We start from the raw sequence: 20,804 nt of genomic DNA on the forward strand, positions 1-20,804 counted from the left end.
GACGAGTTCGTCAGTGAGGCGGGTGTTTTCTTCCTCTGAGCCGTCGACCCAGTGAATCCGGTCCGGCTGGGTAAGCCCAGCGACCTCTTCAACCCACGCCAGCAGACCGGGATGGGTGGTGGGTGCTTTCTCAAGCAGCGGCAGTCGCGCCAGGTGGGCCATTGCAGTTCCCTTCTTCGGGTTCAGTGGTGTGTGCTAAATGCTATTTCTGATGATCTGGACCAATTCGCGGTCAGACATCGGATGTCCTGCCCATCCGGAGGCAACTTCCGCGGAAATTCAAGGAATTTGGATTTAGAAAAGTCGAAATTAGTGACGAAGGTCACGTAGACCGGTCTAGTTGCGTAAATTACACGGTGCTCGATTTGGAACTGTGGCCGTCCTCGCGTAAAGTTATTCGAGGTTCGGGGCGAGCGGAAAGCTTACCGGGAACCTGAAGATGCGCCCATAGCTCAGCTGGATAGAGCGTCTGTCTACGGAACAGAAGGTCAGGGGTTCGAATCCCTTTGGGCGCACAAAAGAGAAGGTCCGCACCGGATTACGGTGCGGACCTTCTGCGTTAAGCGCGAATGCCGGTCGAGTCCGGGTGCCGGCGCGCCGGCTGCTCACATCCGAGGTCCTTATTCGCCGACGGCCTCAAGAATCCGCCGGCGGAAGCCGTCGAAGTGGTGGGTGAGTTCGCGGGCAGCCCGGGCCTTGTCCCCGGCAGCCACGGCCAAAAAAATGTTCCGGTGCAGGGCGGCGATCCCGGGCAGGTCCTCCACCCCGGGGCCAACCTCGGTGTAGATCTTGCGGTAGACCTTCCAGAAGACGCCCAGCAGGTTTAACAGGAGTTCATTGTTCAGGGGCTCAAAGAGCCTGCGGTGGAACTCGGCGTCGGCTTCCACAAAGGCCTCCCCTGCCGCCGCACTCCGCTCCATGCTGATCACGGCCTCCTCGACCGCGGCCAGCTGCTCGGCGGTCATCTCATCCATGGCGCTGCCGATAAGCCCCGCCTCCAGCGCCTGCCGGACGTCAACCAGCTGCCGCGCCTCCTGGCCATGGTGCCGCAGGGACAGCCGCCCCCGGAAAATCAGCCCGTCCGCGAGCGATTCGAAATTACTGGGCGCGACGAACATTCCGAAGCCGTGCCGGATCTCAATGACCCCCAGCGCCTGCAGGACCTTCAATGATTCACGGAGCGTGTTCCGGCCGACGCCGAGGGCCAGGCACAGCTCGTTCTCGGTGGGAAGGGCATCCCCGGGCTCCAGTTCACGGTCCAGGATCAGCTCCATGATGTCCGACTGCAGGGCACGCAGGCGGGCCTGGGCGCTGAAACGGGCCGGCGGAACCACGTTGGAGGGCTGCATGGAGGGCTCCTTTGCACTGTCCGTACTTTTCCTCACCGTAACGGATGTCCCACGTCCCCGGAACGGCCGGTCCATTGTGACAGCCACGGCAGCCAAAATCTCCGGCAGGCGTGGGCGTAGTCTGTTGCCATGCCACGTCTTGTTGAACGGGAATTCGATGTCATTGTGATCGGCGCCGGCGCGGCAGGGGAAAACGCCGCGGACCGGGTGGTGCAGGGCGGCCTGACGGCGGTCCTGGTGGAAGCCGAGCTGGTGGGCGGGGAGTGTTCCTACTGGGCCTGCATGCCATCCAAGGCGCTGCTGCGCCCCGGCACCGCGCTGCACGGCGCCCAGGCAGTTCCCGGGGCCAGCGAAGCCGTGACCGGGACGCTGGACGCGGCAGCTGTGCTCAAACGGCGCGACTCCTTCACCTCCCACTGGCAGGATGCCAGCCAGGTGGAATGGGTGGAGGGCGCAGGCATCGAACTGATCCGGGGCCGGGCACGGATGACCGGCGAGCGGACAGTAGGAGTAGCCGGGCTGGACGGTGACGACTACGCACTCACGGCGCGTCACGCCGTCGTGCTTGCCAACGGATCCACCCCCAACCAGCCGCCCGTGGACGGCCTGTCCGAGGTCGAATACTGGGGCACGAGGGAGGCGACCTCGGCTAAGGAGGTCCCCGGGCGGCTCGGCGTGCTGGGCGGCGGTGTTGCGGGCACGGAGCTTGCCCAGGCCTTTGCCCGCCTCGGGTCCGCTGTCACGCTCGTGGCGCGCAGCGGGCTGCTGCGCAACTTTCCGGCTGAGGCCGCGGAACTGGTGGCTTCCGGCCTGCGGGCCGACGGAGTGGAGCTCCGGCTCGATACCAAGACCCGCAGCGTCCACAGGAATTCCGACGGTTCCCTGACGCTCACGCTCGACGGCGGCGACACCGTCACGGTGGACAAGCTGCTGGTGTCGACCGGCCGGCGCCCCGCCCTCGATGAGCTGGGGCTCGACAGTGTGGGGCTGGCCGCCAGCGACGGCAAGCCGCTGACCGTCCGCACCGACTCGACCGGCCTGGTAGACGGGGCATCGGGGAACGACGGCGGTCCGTGGCTGTACGCGGTGGGCGACGCGGCGGGCAAGGCCCTGCTTACCCACCAGGGCAAGTACGAGGCGCGGGCCACCGGCGCGGCCATTGCTGCCCGGGCCAAGGGCGAGCTTCGCGGGGAACCGGAGCCGTGGAGCCGGTATGCGCAGACAGCCGACGAACACGCCATTCCCAACGTGGTGTTCACCGACCCCGAACTGGCCAACGTCGGCAGGTCGCTCGAGCAGGCCCGCAAGGACGGCTACAACGCCACATCCGTGGAGCTGCCCATCGAAGTGGCCGGTTCCTCGCTGCACGCCCGGAATTACAAGGGCTGGGCGCAGCTCGTGGTGGATGAGGACCGCAAGGTGCTTCTGGGGGCAACCTTCGCCGGGCCCGACGTCGCCGAACTCCTGCATGCCGCGACGATCGCTGTCGTCGGGCAGGTTCCGCTGGACCGGCTCTGGCACGCGGTTCCCTCGTACCCCACCATCAGCGAGGTCTGGCTGCGGCTGCTGGAGAAGTACGGCCTCTGACAGTTATTTGAACTGACCAGTCAGTTCGGTTAGCCTTGATGCAGACAACTTCTGCGAAAGGCTCCCTTTGCTCTGCACGCGACAGCTCAGCGTGAAAGGCCGGCGGCTTGACCTCCTGCCGCCGACTTCCCTGCAGGTGGCCCGCGGCGAACTGCTGCTGGTGACCGGTGACCGACAGGACCAGCGCACGGCCCTGGCGCTTGTTCTCAGTGGCCGGATGAAGCCCGACGGCGGTACTGCCAGCTGGGACGGCGCTGCCGGGATCAGGCAGCTGCGGCGCTCCAGCGCCCTAGTGGACTCCCCCGGCGTCAACGAACCCGAGCAGCACCTCAGCGTCGCGGACCTGGTAACCGAGGATCTTGCCCTGGTTCCCCGGCGCTACCGCGGCGCCCTTCTCAGCAGGCCGTGGCTGAAGGTCAACCGCTTCGAGGATGTCGCCGGCATGTGGACGGAGCAGCTCCCGCCGGCGCGCCGCACCGAGCTCCTCACGGCACTGGCTCTCGCCAACCCCGGAACGGACCTCCTCGTGGCGGACTCCCCCGACCGGCACGGCGCCGACCCCGCCGGCTGGCTGCCGCGGCTCAGGGAGGTGGCGTACGACGGCGGCCGGCCACTCGCCGTCGTCGCAACCGTCACTGCCCTCCCGGACGGCTGGACCGGACCGTCTGCCGCGATAGGCAACGCCGCCCGCCGTCGTCCCTCCGAGGGGAGTTTTTGTGCAGATAATGGCCCCAAAACGCCCCTGAAGTCCGAATATCTGGACAAAAACTCCAGCAAGGCAGAGGAGGTGGCGCAGTGACTGTTCTGCGCCTGGCGCGCTCCGAACTCAAGCGGATGACCGGCGGGCTGCTGCCCAAGCTGACCATTCTGGCCCTGACCCTGGTGCCGCTGCTCTACGGCGCCGTGTACCTTTACGCCAACTGGAATCCGTACGGCAACCTCGACCGGATCGACGCCGCACTCGTGGTGGAGGACACCGGGGCGGCCGCCGGCGACGGAACGCGGCTGGAGGCCGGGCAGAAGGTGGCGGACAGCCTCGTGGACGGGCATGTGTTCAACTGGCAGCGGGTCCCGTCCGCCGCGGAGGCGGAGCAGGGCGTCAGCGACGGGAAATACGCGTTCGCCCTCAGGATCCCCCAGGACTTCTCCGCCAACCTGGCTTCCCCGGGCAGCTTCGATGCGGCGACACAGGCCATGCTCAACGTGACCACGAACGACGCCAACAACTATCTGCTCAGCACCATCGTGGACAAGCTGACCACGGCCGTCCATGCCTCGGTGGCCAAGGAAGTCGGCGCGGAGACGGCCAACCAGCTGCTCACCGGATTCGGCACCATCCACACCCAGATGGTCAAGGCAGCCGACGGCGCCGCCCAGCTGGCCGGCGGCGTCACCCGGCTGCACGACGGCGCGGTCACCCTGCATCAGGGGACCGGGACGCTGGAGACCGGGGCGGCCGATCTCTATGGCGGCCAGGTCAGGCTGCGCGACGGTGCCAACAAGCTTTCGGCCGGTGCCGGGGAGCTGAGCGGAGGACTGGCCGAGCTGCGGGACAGGACGGCCGGGCTTCCGGCGCACTCGCAGAAACTGGCCGATGGTGCTGCCCAGGTTGCGGCGGGAAACTCGGCGCTCAACAGCAAGGTGCAGGACGCCGTCGGGCAGCTCGAGGCAGCTGAAAACGGCCTCCGCGGCCGTGTGCAGGAGAGCAACAACAAGCTGGTGGCCGCCGGCGTCCTGACCCAGGAACAAGCGGACAAGGTACTGGCGGAAGTCGATGCCGGGGCCGCCTCCGGCCCTGCCAGCGATGCGAAGGCGAAGATCCAGGCAGACGCCGCGCAGATCCAGCAGCTTTCCGACGGATCAGCAGCGGTCAGCGCGGGTGCGGCGCGCCTGGCCGCCGCCGCCCCGGCACTGACGGGCGGCATCTCGACGGCGTCCGCCGGGGCAGACCGGCTGGCGGCCGCGGCCGCGACGCTCGCTTCCGGAGAGCAGACGGCGGTGAACGGTTCCGCTGCACTGTCGGCAGGTGCCCAGAAGCTCGACGACGGTGCGGCGCAGCTGGAGAGCGGAGCGGGCACCGCCGCGGCCGGTGCCGGGAAGCTGGCTGACGGGCTGTCCCAGGGGGCCGGCAAGGTCCCCCACCCCGATGACTCGCAGAAAAGCAGCCTCTCGGCTGTGATGTCCGACCCCGTGGCGGTCAGCAACGTCTCGCAGGCAAAGGCCGGCTCCTACGGTGCAGGACTCGCTCCCTTCTTCATGACCCTGGCCCTGTGGATCGGCATCTTCATGCTGGTCCAGGCCATGCGGCCCATCACCCAGCGCGCCCTGGCCTCCAATGCGCCGGCCTGGAAGATCGCCGCCGGGGGCTGGCTTCCGTTCCTGGCGGTGTCCGCTGTGCAGGCGAGCCTGCTCACCGTCGTCGTCAACGTGGGCCTTGGACTGCATCCTGCCCATCCGTGGCTGATGTGGCTGTTCCTGCTGGCAGCGGCCATGGCGTTCAGCGCCATCATCCAGGGCGTTGTGGCGCTGCTCGGGTCCCCGGGAAAGCTGGTGGTGCTCATCCTGCTCGTGCTGCAGCTGGTCTCCTCGGGCGGCACTTTCCCCTGGCAGACCACGCCGGAGCCGCTGCACGCCGTCCACCGGGTCCTGCCCATGGGGTACGTGGTGGACGGCATGCGGCACCTGGTCTACGGCGCCGACCTGGCCCAGATCCCGGCCACCGCGGCGGGGCTGTTTGGCTACACTTTGCTGGGGGTAGCCCTGTCGACGCTGGCTGTCCGCAAGAACAAGTTCTGGACCCTTAAGACCCTGAAACCGGAGATCGCCGTATGAGCACATTGGAGGCGGACCAGGAACCCGTAGCACCCAGGAAGCTCCGCCCCGGCCGGACCAACGCCACGAAGCAGAAGCTGTTCGAGGCGTCCATGGACCTGATCGGTGAACGCGGCGCGTCAGGTGTCACGGTGGACGAGATCGCCGCGGCGGCCGGCGTGTCCAAAGGGACCGTCTACTACAACTTCGGCAGCAAGTCGGACCTGATCGCGCAGCTGCTGCGGCACGGCGTGGACATCCTCGAGGCACGGCTGCTCAGCGAGAAGGGCGGAGCGGCAGACCCGTTGGCCGGCATGGAGGCGATGATCGGCCAGGCCATGGACTTCATGGCCGAGTATCCGTCCTTCGCCAGGCTGTGGGTGGGCGAGCAGTGGCGAACCCCGAGCGAGTGGCAGGACACCTTCACCGAACTCCGGGCCCGGCTGCTGCAGGTGATTGGCACGGCGATCGAGAGCGTGGCGGCACAGTACCCGGTGGACGCGTCCATCTCGCGCGGCAGCCTGGAAGCGGCAGTGTTTGGCGCCTGCTTCGTGGTGGGGCTTGACCGGCAGACGTACAACCCCGAGCGGAGCCGTGACCAAAGCGTTGCAGCCATCATGACAATTATGCGCGGCTACGTGCTGAAGGGGCCCGAACCTCGTGGATGATTAGTCCCATGGGCCACATGGGTAACAGCGGAAAGACGGCGATCGGTGCGTACTGCGCAGCGGCCGGACTCCTCGTGCTGACCGCCTACACGCTGGAAGAGGCCGCACTCGTTGCCCTCCTCGGCGCCGTGGCGGTGGGTTATGTGGCCTCCGTGGCCGAGGCCTTTGCCCGTCACCGCTACCTTGCCCTGCTGGCGGGCGGGGCCGGAACCAGCCTGTTTATCGGCTGCAGCATCGCCTTCCTGCGCATGTGGGGACTCGCCTTCAACCAGGGCCCCGCGAGCCTGGGCCCGGCCATAACCACCCGCGACTCGGACATCTACTTCTACCTTGCGGCGGCCTCGGGGGTGCTGACCCTGCTGGTGCTGTTCTGCGCGGCGGTCTGGCCGTCCCGCAGGCGGCTGCGCCGGAGAGAACTCACGCGCCCCACGGCCACGGCCGGGCCCCGGAGCACGGCCCGACCACGGAGCGCGGGTCCGGCCCGCGCCACCGCAGCACAAGCCCGTCCTGCGGCCAGGCTTCCCGCGGGCGCCCGGCAATCGGCCCAGGGCGCTGTTCGGCAGCAGCCAGCCCCGCGGACGCCGGACCAGCGCTCAGATGCAAGGACGCCCCGCCGCTAACAGCGGCCACGGAGGCCGGCTACCGGAAGATGTTGAACGACTGCCAGCCGGGCCCGACGGGCCGCAGGCCCGTGAACTGACTGTTCCCCAGGCCGTAGTACAAGAGGCGTCCGTCGGTGGCCTTCGCGGTGAGTCCCCGGGTGCCCGGTCCCTGAAACCCAAACGACGCATGCGACTGGGCCAGCGCGTTCCAGCCGGTTCCCACCCGGCGGCGGGTTTCCGCGGTGAATTTTCCTGCGCCGTCGGACCGGTACAGCAGGAGGTCGCCTGACGCCGTGGTGACCAGCAGGTCCTGCCGGCGGTCATTGTCGAAATCAGCCATGGCCAACTTCATGCCCTGAAATCCGTGCCCGATCCGTAGCTGCGCGCTGAGTGCACCGCCCGAAACGTTCGGGTAGAAGTACATGGCGCCGTCTACTGCCGTGCCTACCACGCCCGGGTAACGCTGGCCGTTGTGCCACTTGCCCACGGTGACGTTAATGGACTGCCAACCGCCGCTGCCTACGCGCATGGGGCTCAGGAAGCCACCCGAGAGTTTGCCGCGGTACACGCTGAGCGTCCCGGTCTTCCATTGGGCCACGATGTCGTTCACGCCGTCGGCATTCCAGTCGGCGACGAAGCCGGCTTTAAGCCCTGACCAGCCGGGTCCGATCCGCACGCGCGTGCCGAACCCGCCCCGGCCGTTGGCCGGATAGGACCACAGCACGCCGCCGGAATCGGCGGCGAGCACGTCGGCCCCGCTCCTGATGGTGGGCCGGGCGGAAAAGTACTGTTCCATGGTGGGGATGCCCCGGCTCGTCATGTCCGTGGCCAGCGGAACGCCGACGAACCTCAGGTGCCAGGGCTCATACGTGTAGCCGGTGATGCCGGAGTAACCCTGCGGGTAGCGCACGATGAACCCGTAGCGGTGGGCGTTCGCCGCCACCCAGCGGCCGCCCGGAGTGGCCCCGAAGCAGTCCGTCAGTCCACAGGCGCCGCCCGCGTTGCCGATGTCTGCCGCCAGACCGGTCTGGTGCTCGCTGTAGCCTGGCTTGGCCGAAATCTGGTCAGCGTAGGCCTGCCCGTACATCTGCACATACGAGTTGTACAGGGCACTCTGCGATGCGTAGGACCGATACCCGCTGACGACCTCCAAGGAATACCCGGCAGCTCGCGCCCCGGCGAACAGCTGCCCGAGCGCACCTGCAACCTGGCGCCGCAGCACATGGCCGGTGCCGCTCCAGCTGACGAGGTCTGACGGCGCGAACTGACGGGGGTTCAGCGGTCGGGACTTGTTCACCAGGACCCAAGCATTGCCGGGGTTGGAAACCACCTGCGTGGACAACGGCTCGCCGGACGGGGCGGCCGTGGCCTGCTGCGCCCCCGCGGAAAGCATCATCAGAACGACGACGGCGGCAGCACACCGCCGGGCACGGGCCCGCCACCGGGCGGATAGAGAACTCAGCATGGCGGCCCTTCCCCACTAGACGACGCTGGGGACAAGCCTACTCGTCCGCGCAAGAGTGCGCGGCTGGTATTCGCTGCTAGTGCGGGAGGCTAGTGCGCGCGCGGGACCTTGAAGTGCGTGAGCCTGGCATCCTGGCCATCCAGCTCCGCCCAGGGCTTCTCCGTCTCCAGCACGGTCAGCCCGCTCGTGGGAAACCGCGTTGCGGCATCCATATACGCGTCGTGGTTGGAATCCCGTGAGGCCAGGTGCATGGCCAGGTCCTGAACGCCGGGCATGTGTGAGATCACCATCAGCGTGGTCACGGTGTCCGGCACTTGGTTGATGACCGCAAGCATGCGAAGCGCAGAGGTGCCGTAGAGGCCGTCCTCAAGTTTCGGCGTCGGGGCCTTCTCGCCGAGTTCACTGCACACCCAGGTACATGTCTGCCGGGTTCGCAGCGCGCTCGAGCAGAGGATGAAATCCGGGACAATGTTGTGCTTGAGCAGCCACTTGCCCGCCAGCGGCGCCTCACGGTGGCCGCGTTCCTCCAGGGGACGCTCGTGGTCCGCCACCCCGCCCGGCCAGTCGGCTTTGGCGTGGCGCATCAGGACCAGCCGCTTCTTATGGTGCGCACTCATGGACTCACCCTACTATCGCCAAACCAGCCGCGGAGGTCAGTACTCGCTGGCCCCCGAACGCGAAAAAGCGACCTTCTGCGTAGCGCCGCATCGCCGAGGGGGGCCACGCCCTCAGGGTTCCCTGGCCGAGCTTGCGAGGCGAGGGAGACGATGGGGAGGAACGAGCGCAGGCGCCGAGGGATCGTGCCGCCTTTAGGGCGGTGTTAAGGATGCTAGATCGAGTACTCCGGAGCGGCCCAGACAACGACCTCGGGGTGCTCGTAGAAGCGGTACCCCTGGCCGCGGACGGTACGCACGGTGTTGGCGAGGCGGCCAAGCTTGGAGCGGAGGCGGCGGATGTGGACGTCGATGGTGCGCTCGTTCGGCACCTCTTCAGCGTTCCGCCACAGGCCCTCGAGCAGTTCGTCGCGGCCCACGGTTCGGGTGCCGTTCTCCACAAGGTAGTTGAGCAGTTCGAATTCCTTGAACGTCAGGTTCAGGGACTCGCCGTCGAGGTGCACCTCACGGCGGGCGAGGTCGATCAGGACACCGGAAGGACGGGGATCCTGGGCCGGCTGCACGCGGGCGGTCTCGGTGCGCTGCCGGGCATTGACGGTGGGGTCACCGAAGGTGGAACGGACGACGTCGAGCGCCGAACCCGGCGCGCTGGCCGGCGCCACAGCGACGGCGGCGTAGCTCTCGGCACCGGTAACCAGCGACTGGGCGTACGCCCGGATCTCCTGGGCAAGCTTGGCGATCGACGTGCCGGCGGCGGCCGCCGTTTCCTCATCAATGCCCATGTACAGGACGAACCCGCGGGCCACGTTTTCATTGGGTACGGCGCGGACCGGTGTGGCGCCGGCCGGGGCAACAAGAGGTGTGGGTGCGGTGAGCGGCGCGGCTTCGTCAGCCTGAACGGCGCGCAGCTGGCCGTAAGAGTTCGGGTTGTAGCCCTGGGGTGCGTAACCCGGAGCGGCGGGAACGCTGTTTGCCTGGCCTCCCGGGGCGAAGGCGGGGCGGGCGCCGAATCCCTGCCGCAGGCCCGGCGTCTGGCCTGCTTTGTTGGCGTTACGTACTGAGATGTGGACGTATCCGGATGCAACTGACATGAATGCTTACCTCAATGTGAATGGCCGTCATCGCGGCTCGAATGCTTGGGTCCCCGCAATGATTCTGGGGAGGGGCGCCCTACGCTGGGCTGGGGGCGAATGCCTAAAAACTTCGTGGGGTGGTGAAAGTTAGGCGTGCATTCGACAACAGCGCATGTCGGCAGCAGCGGATGTGCTGGGCCAATATTCTGCGGCTGCAGGTGCTGTTGAGTTCTTGTTCACATTTGAAAGTGTGCAACGTAACAATGAAAACTTGCAAGTAACAATGGACGCGACTGTCCGCATGCTGAGACAAACGGCCTGTTTGTGTGATAAATCACAGTTTCGCCGGCGGCCAATTTTTTGATTTATTTTCCTAACCGGACGGTCGGAAGCCTACTCCAGCAGAATGCTGTTCGATTTTTCGGTGAATTTGCGCTGAATATTCAATGACATCCGAATTGCCGGAAACCTGCAGCCGCGATTCGCCGCTTGTCCAGCTATGCCGGAGTCCGGACGATGAATTTCTTGCTCAGGCTCGGGCTGCACCTTCGGTCATTCCAGCAGAACCAGAGCAGCAGCGCCTGGTTGCGCTGGGCACTGCTACTCCCGCAGCAATCAGCTGGACTGGCTGGATCCGCTGTTACTGCAACTGTCAGGTCGCCGGTCGCCGGTTGCCGGCTGCTGGCGCCTCTGCAGCATGTTGCCCACCGCCGTGTCGTCGCTGAGCGCATAGGTGCGGGTGAAACCGTCGGCACTCTTCACCGTGACCGAACCGGAGGAGACCTCGGAAACCGTGCCGAGCTGGGCCACCTTGGTGACATACGCCCCGTTCTGCTCGATGACGTACTCCGAATGGACCGCCGAAGAAACGCCGCTGCCCATGCCGCCGAGTCCGTTGGTCGCGAAGTCGCCTCCATGCTCGGGCACCGTTCCGCTGCCCGGGGCCTGCATGCCGCCGGGGCCTCCCAGCGACCCGCCGTCCTGCGGCAGGCCGCCCTGCGTACCGCCCTGGCTCAAACCGCCCTGTGTGCCGCCCTGGGCCAGGCCGCCCTGGGCACCGGCGGCCGTTCCGCCGGCGGCAGCAGCGTTGCTGCCCAGTCCGTACACGGTGGCTCCGGCACCCGCCGCCAGAACCGTCGCCGCGCCGGCCACAACCAGGCCGCGCTTTATGGTCCAGGGGTTGCCGCCTGCTGCCAAGCCAGCTGCTTTTCCTGCCGACGGCGGCCCTCCCCAGCCCCCTACCGCGGCGCCGTCCGCGGGTGCCCGGGCTGCGACTGCGCCCCGGCCGGCCGGCTCAGTTGCGGGTTCCGGCGGCCGGTCATCGGAAGGGCGGTCATCGGAAAATATGGCGCCTGCTGACCGGGGGTCCACTGCACAAGGGGAAGCTGCGGGAGCAGCGTTGGTGGGGCCGGGCGTCGGCGCTCCCCAGCCAACGCCCCAGCCGGGAGAGGTCTCCGGCGCCGGGGGGCAGGGGTGTGGTTTCTGGAACAGGGGCGTGCTGCTGTCCGCTCATTTGCGGTCTCCTTAGGGGATGCGGAAGTGTCCGTTCCAGAGTGGGAAGCCTTCCTGTGCGTGGCCTGTGCGGCGCAAGAGCCATGCCTGTGACCTGAAAAATGAGTACACGTGGCCTTTCAGCTCGTTAGGCTGGGATTCACAGCTGGCGCACAGGGATGCCAAAGCGCCTGCTAAACACCAGAACGGAGAGTTGTCACATGGCCACTTCGCACTCCATGACAAACAACCTTCCCCAGCTGACCCACCCGGACGGATCCCCCATCCGCGCCCTTGTGGTCGACGACGAGCCGAGCCTCTCCGAGCTCATGAGCATGGGCCTGCGCATGGCCGGCTGGTCGGCGGCTGTCGCTGCCGACGGCCCCGAGGCCGTGAAGCTCGCCAAGGAGTTCCGCCCTGACGTGCTGGTGCTTGATGTGATGCTTCCCGGGTTCGACGGCGTGGAGCTTCTGGGCAGGATCCGTGCCTTCGCGCCGGAGGTCCCGGCCCTGTTCCTCACCGCCAAGGACGCAGTACAGGACCGCATCGTGGGCCTCGCCGCGGGCGGCGACGACTACGTCACCAAGCCCTTCAGCATGGAGGAGGTCCTGCTGCGGTTGCACCGGCTGGTCCAGCGCTCCGGCGTCGCCGCCATGGATTCCGCCGAGCTCGTGGTGGGCGACCTCGTCCTGAACCTCGACACGCGTGAAGTCACCCGCGCCGGTGACGAGCTGCAACTGACAGCCACCCAGTTCGAGCTGCTCCGCTACCTCATGGAAAACCCCAAGCGCGTGGTCAGCAAGGCCCAGATCCTGGACCGGGTGTGGAACTACGACTTTGGCGGCCAGGCCAATATCGTCGAACTGTACATTTCCTACCTGCGCAAGAAGGTGGATGCCGTGCACGCGCCGATGATCCACACGGTCCGCGGCGCGGGCTATGTCATCAAGCCGGCCGAGTAGGCCGTGGCAAAACTTTCCGGTGCCACCCCTACCCAGCGCAGAAGCTGGGTGAAGCCGGACACGTGGCACCTCCGCACCCGGCTTGTCCTCGTTGCCATGGCGCTCCTGGTGGCCATTTGCGGCGCGATTGGCCTGTTCAGCTACGCCTCGATGGACTCCTATTTGACCCAGCAGCTGGACAAGCAGCTCACGGAGGCGGCCCACCGCTCCAGCGAGTTCGGCCGGCCGCCGCTCGGCAACCCGGGCACCAAGCCCGATCCCCTGGGGGCACGCGGCCAGCGGGTGGGCACTGTAACCGCCCGGATCGAGGACGGCACCGTCATCAGCGCCGGTTTCATTGCAACCGACGCCACCGTCGCCTCGCTGTCCGCCCGGGATGACCAGGTCCTCCTGGAGCTCCGCCGCGACGGTGTGCCCGTTGAACGCACGCTGTCCTCGGGCACGTACCGGCTTGTGGCCGCCCAAGCGCCTTACGGAGACGTCATCGTCACCGGGCTCCCGCTCGCGGAAAAGCAGAACACCCTGACGTCGCTCCTTTGGACGATCACCATCGTCTCGCTGGGCGGACTCGTACTGATCGGCCTGGCAGGGACGGTGCTCATCCGCCGCACCATGAAACCGCTGGAGCAGCTCTCCGAGGTAGCCACCCAGGTTTCGCGCCTGCCGCTGGACGCCGGTGAGGTTGCACTCGCCGTCCGCGTCCCGCCGTCGAACGCCCATCCCGGAACCGAAGTGGGCAGCGTGGGGCACGCCCTGAACCAGATGCTGGACAACGTCTCCAACGCGCTGGAAGCGCGGCAGGAAAGCGAAATGAAGGTGCGGCAATTCGTGGCGGACGCCTCGCACGAGCTCCGGACGCCGCTCACGGCCATCCGCGGCTACACCGAGCTGATGCGCATGACCGAAAAGTTCACTCCGGACGGCCAGCGATCCCTCGCACGCGTGCAGAGCCAATCCGAGCGCATGACCGCCCTGGTGGAGGACCTCCTGCTGCTCGCCCGGCTCGACGAGGGCCAGCCCCTCAAGGTCAGCGACGTGGACCTGACGCAACTGGTGATTGAGACCGTCAGCGACGAAAAAGTCATGGCGCCGGACCGGGCCTGGCACCTCGATCTTCCCGAGGAACCCGTATCGGTTCGGGGCGACGCCTCGCAGCTGCACCAGGTGTTGGTCAACCTGCTCTCGAATGCGCGCAAACACACACCGCCCGGGACCACGGTGACCACCGGCGTCATGCGCTCAGCGGACGGCAGTGCTGTGATTACAGTCACGGACGACGGCGCCGGCATCCCTCCCGAATTCGTGGACAAGGTCTTCGCGCGCTTCGCCCGCGCGGACGCGTCACGTGCGACGCCGTTGCCGGCGCCCCTGGCGCCTGCAACCGCAGCGGCGAAAGGCCCTGCCCGCGGCGGCGCAAGCGCAGGAACGGCCCTGCAAACCCCGGCCTCGCAGGGGGAACCGGGGATTGCCTCCGCAGAGGGAACCAGTGGCTTGGGCCTGTCCATTGTGCAGTCCATAGTGGAGGCGCATGGCGGCACGGTGGAGGTCACCTCCCGGCCCGGACGGACAGAGTTCGCCGTCCGGCTGCCCGCGCAAGGCGCCGCGCCGTTGTCGTGATGCCCGTTACCTAAATGTGACTTAATCAGAAGCCTCCTGTACCGTCGATATGGTGCGGCCGCCACTAGGACCGCATCTCCGGATTGACGCCCAGCTCTGCCGCTTCCCGGATTCCGCTAGATCAGGCAGAGGCGGGGGAACCAGAGTCCCGGGCTTTTCGCATCAGCCCTTGGGGTGAAGCCGACACGTGAATTTTCCGTGCGGCCGGATGACCTCATCCGAACCCGACAGCTAACTCCGCAGGTGTTGAGAGGCAATCCACCATGTCTGAATTTAAGGCTCAGGCGCGCCCTGAACGCGCCTCCCATAAGTCTGGCCGCACGACTTCACGCGACAGCATTTCCCGGCACCGCGCCGAGCCGGCCCGTCCTACGACTGCATTGGGCCGCTTCACTGCAAGCCTTCCGTCCTTTGGGCGCCGGGCAGCCGTCCTGACCACTGCCGCCGCCGTGCTCCTTGGCGTCGGTGCCGCAGGCCACGCGGCCGACCAGGCCGCGCCTTCCGCCGCCGCGACGGCGGCGGCCACAGCCGACGCCGGACAGGCGCTGAACTTCGACAAGACGCTGATCTCCGCCTTCCCGGCCCCGGCCGGGGCGACCATCGCCCCGCAGTCTGCCACCAAGGCCGCGCCGAAGGTTGCAGCCAAGACCGCCGCACCCAAGGCAGCCGCCAAGGCCGCTCCGAAGGCGGCGGTGGCGAAGGCGGCTCCCGTTGCCAAGGCCGCCCCGGTTGCCAAGGCCAGGGTTGCCGCCAAGGTTGCCCCCGCGAAGGCCGCGGCGCCCGTTGCCCTGAATGATCCTGCCGGCGCGCAGGCCTACGCGGCCAGCAAGCTGGGCTCCTTCGGCTGGTCCGCTGACCAGATGCAGTGCCTGCACCGGCTCTGGACCAAGGAATCGGAATGGCGCACCACGGCCACCAACGCCAGCAGCGGCGCCTACGGCATCGTCCAGTCCCTGCCCGCCGAAAAGATGGCGACCGCCGGGGCGGACTACCGCACCAACTACCGCACCCAGATCAACTGGGGCCTGGACTACATCAAGGAGCGCTACGACTCCCCGTGCGGCGCGCTGAACTGGCACCTCGCCCACAACTGGTACTGACAGGTTGCCGCAGCCGAACCGGCTGACGGCGCGCATTTCTGCACCGCTTAAGGGTGCCCGGGGCCCCGGATCCGCCAGGATCCGGGGCCCTTCGGCGTCCCGGCACCATCTGCGCCCGGCAAAGTGGTGCAGAAATGCGGCGCAACTCCGAAAGGACGCTGCTTGGTTCCGGCGGCCGGCGAGCGCCGATTTAACTTCCACAGCCCCTGCACAGCTTCGCCCTAAAACCCTCATAACAGCGGCCGCCACTGTTGATGCATGACCATCACCGACCAGGCCTCCGGAACCCAGCCGCACCCACCGCTGCACACCCCGCCGTACGTGCTCCACGGAGCCCACGCGGCCGGACAACCCCCGGTGCACGCGCCCCTGAGGCACCCCCGGCGGTCGCCCATCGACACCTCCGTCGCGGTACCGGTCCTGGACGTCACCATCCCGGTCTACAACGAGGAACGCGACCTGGAGGAGTGCCTACGCCGGCTCCACGCCTACCTGCGCGGCACCTTCCCGCACTCGTTCCGCATCACCGTCGCGGACAACGCGAGCACCGACGGCACGCTCAAGGCCGCCGAGCGCGTCGCCCGGGAGCTCCGCGAGGTCACGGTGGTGCACCTCGAGGAGAAGGGCCGCGGCAACGCCCTGCGGAAGGTCTGGCTGGCTTCGCCGTCGCCGGTCCTTGCGTATATGGACGTGGACCTCTCCACCGACCTGGCCGCGTTGGATCCCCTCCTGGCCCCACTGATCTCCGGCCACTCGGACCTCGCCATCGGCACGCGGCTCACCCGCAACTCCCGGGTGGTCCGCGGGCCGAAGCGCGAATTCATCTCCCGCAGCTACAACTTCATGCTGCAGTCCCTGATGGGCGCCCACTTCAGCGACGCGCAGTGCGGCTTCAAGGCCATCCGCGCCGACATCGCGCAGCAGATCCTCCCGCACACCGTGGACACTGCATGGTTCTTCGACACCGAGCTCCTGGTCCTCGCCGAACGCTGCGGCCTCCGCGTCCACGAGGTGCCGGTGGACTGGACGGACGACCCCAATTCCAGCGTGGACATCGTCCAGACAGCCCTTTGCGACGTCCGCGGCATGGCCCGGCTCAGCAAGGCCATGGTCACCGGCCGCATCCCCGTCGCCGAACTCCGTGCCGCCCTGGCCCGCGGCCCTCTCCCCGCAGCTTCCCGCAGCCAGGAGCAGAGCCCGGGCGGCAGCCTGTTCGGCCAGCTGGTACGGTTCGGCACCATCGGTGTGGCCTCCACCCTCGCGTATCTGGTCCTCTTCTACCTCTGCCGCAACCTGATGGACCCGCAGCTCGCCAACCTGCTGGCCCTGCTCACCACGGCCGTGGCCAACACCGCGGCGAACCGTCGCTTCACGTTCGGCATCGCCGGCAACAGCGACGCAGCCCGCCACCACTTCGAGGGGCTGCTGGTCTTCGGGATCGGGCTTGCCCTCACGTCGGGTGCTCTCGCCCTGGTTCACGGCGGAGCGCTGGCGGGAGGCACGACGCCGGACCGCTGGCTTGAGCTGGCCACCGTCACCGCCGCGAACCTTGCGGCCACCGCGCTGAAGTTCCTGCTGTTCCGGCTCTGGGTTTTCCGACGGCGGCAGGTCCCCACCAGCTCTCCCGCAGATCCTGCCGCCTCCGAGGCATCCCTCCCGCACGCATCCGGCCCGACCACAGAAATGGCACAGTCATGAGCACCACCGCCACTCCCCCCAACGAGACAACGGACCAGGCGATCGACCAGTCGACGGCGCGCCCGTCGGCGAATGCCGCGCAGACCGCGCCACCCGCGTCGGCCGCTCCGGAGCGAAACCGCAGGACCGGCAGGGCATCGCGCCTGCTGCAGGGCAACCAGCCCCGCTGGATCCGCCCCTCGGCGGCAGCGCTCCTGGCGTTCAACGCCGTCCTGTACCTGTGGAACCTCGAAGCCACGGGATACGCCAACTCCTTTTACGCAGCAGCCATCCAGGCAGGCACGAAGGACTGGACGGCGCTTTTGTTCGGCTCCCTCGATGCCGGAAACGCCATCACGGTCGACAAGCCCCCTGCGGCCCTGTGGATTCCCGCCCTCGCGGGCAGGGTCTTCGGATTCTCGCCACTGAGCATGCTGGTGCCGCAGGCACTCATGGGCGTGGCCGCCGTCGGACTCCTTTACCTCACGGTCAAGCGCATCACCGGTCCCGGGGCGGGCCTGCTCGCCGGCGGCGTGCTGGCGCTGACCCCCGTTGCCGCGCTGATGTTCCGGTTCAACAACCCCGACGCGCTGCTCACCCTGTGCCTGGTGCTGGCCGCCTACCTGACCACGCGCGCCATCGAAAAGGCCGGCTGGAAGTGGCTGGCCGCCGCGGGCGCCGTGATCGGCCTGGCCTTCCTGACCAAGATGCTTCAGGGTTTCCTGATCGTTCCAGGCCTCGCCCTGGCCTACCTCTGGGCCGCCCCCACCAGCCTCGGCCGGCGTTTTCTGCACCTACTCGCGGCGGCGGGCGGCATCGTTCTCGTCGCCGGCAGTTACGTCGCCCTGTTCCAGCTCACCCCGGCCTCAGCCAGGCCCTACGTGGCCGGATCCGAGACCAACAGCTTCCTGGAACTGACCTTCGGCTACAACGGCCTCGGCCGGATCACCGGCTCAGAAGGCGGCATGGGCGCCGGCATGCCCGGCGGCGGTGGCGGCATGGGCGGGAATGTCGGCTTCGGCGGAACCGCAGGAATCACTCGGATGTTCGGGACCAGCTTCGGCGGCGAGGTATCGTGGCTGCTTCCCTCGGCCCTGATCCTGCTCGGTGCCGGGCTGTGGTTTACCCGCCGTGAAGCCCGCACGTCACGTACCCGCGCGGCCCTGATCCTCTGGGGCGGCTGGCTGCTGGTGACCGCCGGCATCCTGAGCTTTATGGGCGGCACCGTCCACCCGTACTACGCTGTTGCGCTGGCCCCGGCGATTGCCGCGCTGGTGGGCATCGGCTCAGTGGAACTGTGGCGCGGCCGTGCCTACTGGCCGGCGCGGATTACGCTGGCAGCCACGGTCCTGGCCGGATCGGTCTGGTCTGCGGTGCTCCTGGGACGTGACACCACCTGGCTGCCCTGGATCAGGGTGGCCGTGGTGATCCTCGGTGTGCTGGCCTCCGTCGCGCTGCTGCTCCGGCTCGACTCACGCCAGGCGATTCCCGCCCGGCTCCGCAGGACTGCGACGGCGACTGTTATGGCTGTTTCGCTGCTGGCCGGCGGGCTCGGCAGCACTGCATGGACCTTTGCCACGGCAGCCCAGCCGCACTCCGGGTCGATCCCGACGTCGGGTCCCACCGCATCCGCCATGGGCGGACCAGGCGGCCTGGGCGGACACGCCGGCTTTGCCAGCCCGGGAATCTCCGGTTCGGGAACTTCCGGATCCGGCCTGGTACCCAACGGCTCAACCGACGGCGGCACTGCTTTCGGCAGCAACGCACCCGGCGGTACTGCACCCGGCGGTGCCATGGGGCCCGACGGCGCCGGCACAGCGAACTCCGAACTCACCGCGCTGCTCAGGGCCAGCACCGCCAAATGGTCCGGGATCGTTTCCGGTGCCAGCCAGGCAGCCAGTCTGGAACTCGCCACGGGCACCAACGTGATCGCCCTGGGCGGCTGGAACGGCGGCGACCCCTACCCCGCGCTCGCGCAGTTCCAGGAAATGGTGGCCAACGGTGAGATCGGCTACTTCATCTCCGGCGGCGGCATGGGCGGCGGCGGACGGGGTGGAAACTCCGAGGTGGCCACCTGGGTTGCGGCCAACTTCGACGCCCAGACCGTGGGCAACTCCACCGTCTACAAACTGACCAACTAGGCAACCATGACCAACACCATCCCACGCTCCGCGGCCGGACCCCAGAACCACGGCCCTGCGCAGCAATCAGCCACCGGTCAGCCGTCCCGGGAGGACCTGCGCTCCGGGCTGGAACTTGCCGGACTCCTGCTGGGCACGTCCGTCCTCTACCTGTGGAACCTGCTGGCCGGGACGTTCCTGGGCTTCGGTTTCCTGACCAAGCAGCTGCAGGTCCTGCTCGTTGTGCCGGGGCTCGCTGCCCCGGTCCGGCTCGGGAAGCGGGTGCTGCACCTCGCGGGCGCCGGCGCCGCATTGGCGGTGTCGGCCGGGTGGTGGCTGGCCGCCGTCGAGCTCATCCCCGTGGCAAACCGCCCCTACATCGGCGGCTCGCAGACCAACGCGGCGCGCATCTCAGAGTGGCTGGCGGCCACCTTCCAGGCCGAAACCATCGGCGGCGCCACGGTTTACGGCCTGTCCTGACGGGTCCAGTCGGTCCCGGGTCAAGGTTGCTAGGGCACAGGCAGATGCAGGCTACAGCCTAAGGAAAACCACCGGGCGTCCGTCCCCACCGGTTTCCACCGAGGCGGAAACGGCCGTGTAATCCGGAATATGCAGCACGCCGTCCGGAAGGACGCCGGTGTTCGGACCCACCGCGACGGTCCGGATGCCGGCGGCGACTCCTGCGGCGATGCCGGCGGGAGCGTCCTCAAACACCACCGCCTCCGAGGGGTCAGCCCCGAGCAGGGACGCGCCGAGCAGGTAGCCCTCGGGGTGCGGCTTGCCGCGGGAGACGTCCTCGGAGGTGACAACCGCCGCCGGCATCTCCACCCCGGCCGCCGCCATCCGGACGGTGGCGAGGTCTCGCGACGCGGAGGTCACCAGGGCCACGGCACCGGCCGGAAGGGATTCGAGCAGCCGCAGCGCTCCCGGGACGGCGACGATGCCGTCGGTCTCGGTCAGTTCCATCTGGCCCAGCTCGGCGGCCAGGGCATGGATGTCGGCGCCCTCCGGAGCGAAGCGGCGGACGGTATCCATCGCCTGCACGCCGTGCGAGGTGCGGAGGATTTCGGCGATATCAAGGCCGTAGCGTCCGGCGAACTCGGTCCACACGCGCTCCACGATGGCCGTGGAGTCCACGAGGGTACCGTCCATGTCGAACAGGACGGCGCGGGCTGTCAGCGTGAGGGTGGCGGACTCGGCAGGAAGGCTCATGGCTTCCATCCTGCCTTATCCGGTGTGCCCGCCTTATCCGGCGTGCCACCACATCTTTCGGAACTCAGCCGTTCGGCCGGTTGGGGAGGTACTGCACCGCCCACTTGTTACCGTCCGGGTCGGCGAAGTAGACGAAGTGGCCCCAGTCCTGGACGTCGACGTCGCTGACATCCACGCCGTTCGCCTTGAGCTGGCTGTGGGCTTCATTGATGTCGCTGACCACCAACTGAAGGCTGGGCGCCGTGCCCGGAGGAGCATCATTGAGGCCCTCCCCGATGGCGATGGAGCAGCCCGAACCCGGCGGGGTCAGCTGGACGAAGCGGAGGCCGTCCATGGGCCGTTCGTCGTAGTCGGCGTTGAATCCGACCTTGTTGACGTAGAAGTCCTTGGCGCGGTCCACATCGGACACAGGGACGAAGACGAGTTCAAGTTTCCAGTCCATGCTGCACAGGCTAA

The 20,804-nt window shown here is 67.7% G+C and carries 19 protein-coding genes, 1 tRNA gene and 1 riboswitch; of the genes, 12 read left to right on the forward strand and 8 right to left on the reverse strand.

What is annotated here, in order from left to right:
• Window positions 1-162: hypothetical protein (locus tag AC1DFE_RS03805; RefSeq protein ID WP_476904763.1), on the reverse strand; the 162-nt coding region annotated here is incomplete at its 3' end.
• Between the two features lie 279 nt (window positions 163-441).
• On the opposite strand from AC1DFE_RS03805, the gene AC1DFE_RS03810 reads away from it, so the two are divergent.
• Window positions 442-515: transfer RNA gene (locus tag AC1DFE_RS03810), tRNA-Arg, on the forward strand.
• Window positions 516-620: 105 nt separating this feature from the next.
• On the opposite strand, the gene AC1DFE_RS03815 is transcribed toward AC1DFE_RS03810, so the two are convergent.
• Window positions 621-1,349: a FadR/GntR family transcriptional regulator gene (locus AC1DFE_RS03815; RefSeq protein ID WP_476904582.1), complete on the reverse strand. Its 729-nt coding sequence runs from the start codon at window positions 1,347-1,349 to the stop codon at window positions 621-623.
• Between the two features lie 129 nt (window positions 1,350-1,478).
• Here AC1DFE_RS03815 and AC1DFE_RS03820 point away from each other — a divergent pair, with 129 nt between their 5' ends.
• The 5 genes from AC1DFE_RS03820 to AC1DFE_RS03840 all read left to right on the forward strand — a co-directional run bounded on the left by AC1DFE_RS03820 (window position 1,479) and on the right by AC1DFE_RS03840 (window position 7,035).
• Window positions 1,479-2,936: a dihydrolipoyl dehydrogenase family protein gene (locus tag AC1DFE_RS03820; protein WP_476904583.1), complete on the forward strand. Its 1,458-nt coding sequence runs from the start codon at window positions 1,479-1,481 to the stop codon at window positions 2,934-2,936.
• A 67-nt stretch (window positions 2,937-3,003) separates the two neighbouring features.
• The gene (locus AC1DFE_RS03825; RefSeq protein WP_476904584.1) at window positions 3,004-3,735 is read left to right on the forward strand and encodes an ABC transporter ATP-binding protein; all 732 of its coding nucleotides are present in this window, start codon (window positions 3,004-3,006) and stop codon (window positions 3,733-3,735) included.
• A complete protein-coding gene (locus tag AC1DFE_RS03830) occupies window positions 3,732-5,768 on the forward strand; it encodes a YhgE/Pip family protein (RefSeq protein WP_476904585.1) in 2,037 nt (678 codons plus the stop codon). Before AC1DFE_RS03825 ends, AC1DFE_RS03830 begins: the two co-directional genes overlap by 4 nt.
• The gene (locus AC1DFE_RS03835; protein WP_476904586.1) at window positions 5,765-6,415 is read left to right on the forward strand and encodes a TetR/AcrR family transcriptional regulator; all 651 of its coding nucleotides are present in this window, start codon (window positions 5,765-5,767) and stop codon (window positions 6,413-6,415) included. Before AC1DFE_RS03830 ends, AC1DFE_RS03835 begins: the two co-directional genes overlap by 4 nt.
• 8 nt (window positions 6,416-6,423) lie before the next feature.
• A complete protein-coding gene (locus AC1DFE_RS03840; protein ID WP_476904587.1) occupies window positions 6,424-7,035 on the forward strand; it encodes a hypothetical protein in 612 nt (203 codons plus the stop codon).
• Between the two features lie 19 nt (window positions 7,036-7,054).
• Here the strand turns inward: AC1DFE_RS03840 and AC1DFE_RS03845 are convergent, their stop codons facing one another.
• The 4 genes from AC1DFE_RS03845 to AC1DFE_RS03860 all read right to left on the reverse strand — a co-directional run bounded on the left by AC1DFE_RS03845 (window position 7,055) and on the right by AC1DFE_RS03860 (window position 11,366).
• The gene (locus AC1DFE_RS03845) at window positions 7,055-8,482 is read right to left on the reverse strand and encodes a D-alanyl-D-alanine carboxypeptidase family protein (RefSeq protein ID WP_476904588.1); all 1,428 of its coding nucleotides are present in this window, start codon (window positions 8,480-8,482) and stop codon (window positions 7,055-7,057) included.
• 89 nt (window positions 8,483-8,571) lie between these two features.
• Window positions 8,572-9,099: a SixA phosphatase family protein gene (locus AC1DFE_RS03850; RefSeq protein WP_476904589.1), complete on the reverse strand. Its 528-nt coding sequence runs from the start codon at window positions 9,097-9,099 to the stop codon at window positions 8,572-8,574.
• A 212-nt stretch (window positions 9,100-9,311) separates the two neighbouring features.
• Window positions 9,312-10,187, reverse strand: coding sequence for a winged helix-turn-helix domain-containing protein (locus AC1DFE_RS03855; RefSeq protein ID WP_476904590.1), 876 nt, complete (start codon window positions 10,185-10,187; stop codon window positions 9,312-9,314).
• 597 nt (window positions 10,188-10,784) lie between these two features.
• Entirely contained in the window at window positions 10,785-11,366 is a 582-nt protein-coding gene (locus tag AC1DFE_RS03860) for a hypothetical protein (RefSeq protein ID WP_476904591.1), read from the reverse strand.
• Window positions 11,367-11,881: 515 nt separating this feature from the next.
• Here AC1DFE_RS03860 and AC1DFE_RS03865 point away from each other — a divergent pair.
• From AC1DFE_RS03865 to AC1DFE_RS03890, 6 genes are all read left to right on the forward strand, one after another.
• Complete coding sequence (locus AC1DFE_RS03865) at window positions 11,882-12,622, forward strand: response regulator transcription factor (RefSeq protein WP_476904592.1); 741 nt, start codon at window positions 11,882-11,884, stop codon at window positions 12,620-12,622.
• Window positions 12,623-12,625: 3 nt separating this feature from the next.
• Window positions 12,626-14,239 carry a sensor histidine kinase gene (locus AC1DFE_RS03870; protein ID WP_476904593.1) on the forward strand — a complete coding sequence of 538 codons (1,614 nt, stop codon included), beginning with the start codon at window positions 12,626-12,628 and terminating at the stop codon, window positions 14,237-14,239.
• A gap of 94 nt (window positions 14,240-14,333) precedes the next feature.
• Window positions 14,334-14,497: riboswitch (cyclic di-AMP (ydaO/yuaA leader) on the forward strand.
• A 5-nt stretch (window positions 14,498-14,502) separates the two neighbouring features.
• Window positions 14,503-15,339: an aggregation-promoting factor C-terminal-like domain-containing protein gene (locus AC1DFE_RS03875; RefSeq protein ID WP_476904594.1), complete on the forward strand. Its 837-nt coding sequence runs from the start codon at window positions 14,503-14,505 to the stop codon at window positions 15,337-15,339.
• Window positions 15,340-15,597: 258 nt separating this feature from the next.
• Entirely contained in the window at window positions 15,598-17,037 is a 1,440-nt protein-coding gene (locus tag AC1DFE_RS03880; protein WP_476904595.1) for a bifunctional glycosyltransferase family 2/GtrA family protein, read from the forward strand.
• Window positions 17,034-19,157, forward strand: a complete 2,124-nt coding sequence (locus AC1DFE_RS03885; protein ID WP_476904596.1) for a glycosyltransferase family 39 protein — start codon at window positions 17,034-17,036, stop codon at window positions 19,155-19,157. The genes AC1DFE_RS03880 and AC1DFE_RS03885 overlap by 4 nt, the downstream gene beginning before the upstream one ends.
• Window positions 19,158-19,163: 6 nt before the next feature.
• Window positions 19,164-19,616, forward strand: a complete 453-nt coding sequence (locus AC1DFE_RS03890; protein WP_476904597.1) for a hypothetical protein — start codon at window positions 19,164-19,166, stop codon at window positions 19,614-19,616.
• A gap of 51 nt (window positions 19,617-19,667) precedes the next feature.
• Here AC1DFE_RS03890 and AC1DFE_RS03895 read toward each other — a convergent pair whose 3' ends face one another.
• Both AC1DFE_RS03895 and AC1DFE_RS03900 read right to left on the reverse strand, forming a co-directional pair.
• Window positions 19,668-20,348: an HAD-IA family hydrolase gene (locus AC1DFE_RS03895; RefSeq protein WP_476904598.1), complete on the reverse strand. Its 681-nt coding sequence runs from the start codon at window positions 20,346-20,348 to the stop codon at window positions 19,668-19,670.
• A gap of 64 nt (window positions 20,349-20,412) precedes the next feature.
• A complete protein-coding gene (locus tag AC1DFE_RS03900; protein WP_476904599.1) occupies window positions 20,413-20,790 on the reverse strand; it encodes a VOC family protein in 378 nt (125 codons plus the stop codon).
• Window positions 20,791-20,804: the final 14 nt, after the last annotated feature.

It is taken from the genome of Arthrobacter sp. 05T423 (genome assembly GCF_056396245.1).

Coding starts and splice junctions, on each gene's coding strand:
- AC1DFE_RS03815 (WP_476904582.1), bottom strand. CDS start 1,349: ATGCAGCCCTCCAACGTGGTTCCGCCGGCCCGTTTCAGCGCCCAGGCC.
- AC1DFE_RS03820 (WP_476904583.1), top strand. CDS start 1,479: ATGCCACGTCTTGTTGAACGGGAATTCGATGTCATTGTGATCGGCGCC.
- AC1DFE_RS03835 (WP_476904586.1), top strand. CDS start 5,765: ATGAGCACATTGGAGGCGGACCAGGAACCCGTAGCACCCAGGAAGCTC.
- AC1DFE_RS03840 (WP_476904587.1), top strand. CDS start 6,424: ATGGGCCACATGGGTAACAGCGGAAAGACGGCGATCGGTGCGTACTGC.
- AC1DFE_RS03845 (WP_476904588.1), bottom strand. CDS start 8,482: ATGCTGAGTTCTCTATCCGCCCGGTGGCGGGCCCGTGCCCGGCGGTGT.
- AC1DFE_RS03850 (WP_476904589.1), bottom strand. CDS start 9,099: ATGAGTGCGCACCATAAGAAGCGGCTGGTCCTGATGCGCCACGCCAAA.
- AC1DFE_RS03855 (WP_476904590.1), bottom strand. CDS start 10,187: ATGTCAGTTGCATCCGGATACGTCCACATCTCAGTACGTAACGCCAAC.
- AC1DFE_RS03865 (WP_476904592.1), top strand. CDS start 11,882: ATGGCCACTTCGCACTCCATGACAAACAACCTTCCCCAGCTGACCCAC.
- AC1DFE_RS03875 (WP_476904594.1), top strand. CDS start 14,503: ATGTCTGAATTTAAGGCTCAGGCGCGCCCTGAACGCGCCTCCCATAAG.
- AC1DFE_RS03880 (WP_476904595.1), top strand. CDS start 15,598: ATGACCATCACCGACCAGGCCTCCGGAACCCAGCCGCACCCACCGCTG.
- AC1DFE_RS03885 (WP_476904596.1), top strand. CDS start 17,034: ATGAGCACCACCGCCACTCCCCCCAACGAGACAACGGACCAGGCGATC.
- AC1DFE_RS03890 (WP_476904597.1), top strand. CDS start 19,164: ATGACCAACACCATCCCACGCTCCGCGGCCGGACCCCAGAACCACGGC.
- AC1DFE_RS03895 (WP_476904598.1), bottom strand. CDS start 20,348: ATGAGCCTTCCTGCCGAGTCCGCCACCCTCACGCTGACAGCCCGCGCC.
- AC1DFE_RS03900 (WP_476904599.1), bottom strand. CDS start 20,790: ATGGACTGGAAACTTGAACTCGTCTTCGTCCCTGTGTCCGATGTGGAC.